This window comes from Pauljensenia sp. UMB1177, from assembly GCF_030217965.1.
Lineage (GTDB): Bacteria > Actinomycetota > Actinomycetes > Actinomycetales > Actinomycetaceae > Pauljensenia > Pauljensenia turicensis_A.
Genome location: NZ_JASOOV010000010.1, coordinates 1 through 1,791, shown reverse-complemented (window position 1 = coordinate 1,791; position 1,791 = coordinate 1). Strand labels below are relative to the sequence as shown.

At 55.0% G+C, this 1,791-nt stretch carries 2 rRNA genes; both read right to left on the bottom strand.

The annotated features are described in order from the left end of the window. A 5S ribosomal RNA gene (gene rrf, locus QP442_RS08380) occupies positions 1-117 on the bottom strand. Positions 118-223: 106 nt separating this feature from the next. Next, a 23S ribosomal RNA gene (locus QP442_RS08375) occupies positions 224-1,791 on the bottom strand; the annotation flags it as partial.

Below are 1,791 nucleotides of genomic sequence, written 5' to 3'. Positions count from 1 at the left end.
TTGCGGCGGTGTCCTACTCTCCCACACTCTGTCGGGTGCAGTACCATTGGCGTTTGTGGGCTTAGCTTCCGGGTTCGGAATGTTTCCGGGCGTTTCCCCACTACTATGACCACCGCAAAAATGGTCACTCGCTTGTGTTGTCCACTCCCCCTTGCTGGGGGTGTGGGTTGAGTGTGATTCGTATAGTGGTTGTAAGCAGTCTTACTTTTTGTTGCCTTTTTGTGGTTTCGTGTAGTGTCGGCCAATTAGTACCAGTCGGCTCGCGAGCACATTGCTGTGCTTCCACCTCTGGCCTATCAACCCGCTAGTCTGGCGGGGGCCTTCACACCATTACTGGTGTTGGAAACCTCATCTTGGAGCAGGCTTCCCGCTTAGATGCTTTCAGCGGTTATCCCTTCCGAACGTAGCCAACCAGCCGTGCACCTGGCGGTACAACTGGCACACCAGAGGTTCGTCCATCCCGGTCCTCTCGTACTAGGGACGGGCCTCCGCAAGTTTCCTACGCGCACAGAGGATAGGGACCGAACTGTCTCACGACGTTCTGAACCCAGCTCGCGTACCGCTTTAATGGGCGAACAGCCCAACCCTTGGGACCAACTCCAGCCCCAGGATGCGACGAGCCGACATCGAGGTGCCAAACCATGCCGTCGATATGGACTCTTGGGCAAGATCAGCCTGTTATCCCCGGGGTACCTTTTATCCGTTGAGCGACCACGCACCCACGTGCCATGGCCGGATCACTAGTTCCTGCTTTCGCACCTGCTCGACCCGTCGGTCTCACAGTCAAGCTCCCTTGTACACTTGCACTCGCCACCTGATTACCAACCAGGCTGAGGGAACCTTTGAGCGCCTCCGTTACTTTTTGGGAGGCAACCGCCCCAGTTAAACTACCCACCAGGCACTGTCCCCAACCCGGATTACGGGCCGAGGTTAGATGACCGCGTGAACCAGAATGGTATTTCAACGACGACTCGACAAGAGCTGGCGCCCCTGCTTCACAGTCTCCCACCTATCCTACACAAGTCCAAGCGAACACCAATACCAAGCTATAGTAAAGGTCCCGGGGTCTTTCCGTCCTTCTGCGCGTAACGAGCATCTTTACTCGTAATGCAATTTCACCGAGTTCATGGTCGAGACAGCGGAGAAGTCGTTACGCCATTCGTGCAGGTCGGAACTTACCCGACAAGGAATTTCGCTACCTTAGGATGGTTATAGTTACCACCGCCGTTTACTGGGGCTTAAATTCAAGCCTTCACCACCCGAGGGTGGTTGAGCCTTCCTCTTAACCTTCCAGCACCGGGCAGGCGTCAGTGCGTATACATCGTCTTACGACTTCGCACGCACCTGTGTTTTTGATAAACAGTCGCTTCTCCCTATTCTCTGCGACCCCACAACGCACACACCCAGAAAAAAGGGGGGACGTCACAGGGTCCTCCTTATCCCGAAGTTACGGAGGAATTTTGCCGAGTTCCTTAACCATGATTCACTCGAACGCCTCGGTATACTCTACCTGACCACCTGAGTCGGTTTAGGGTACGGGCGCGTCATGCCCTCACGTCGAGGCTTTTCTTGACAGCTTAGGATCACCACCAGACACCCCAAAAGGGCACCCCCATCAGTCCTCACCCTACATGCCTACCGGATTTACCTAGCAGACGGGCCACAACCTTAGACACACACAACCATCGGTGCGCGGCAGCTACCTTCCTGTGTCACCCCTGTTAACACGCTTACCTACAACAATCAGGATCCCACAACACCCAAGCTGATCAAACCCGAAGGAATGAACAG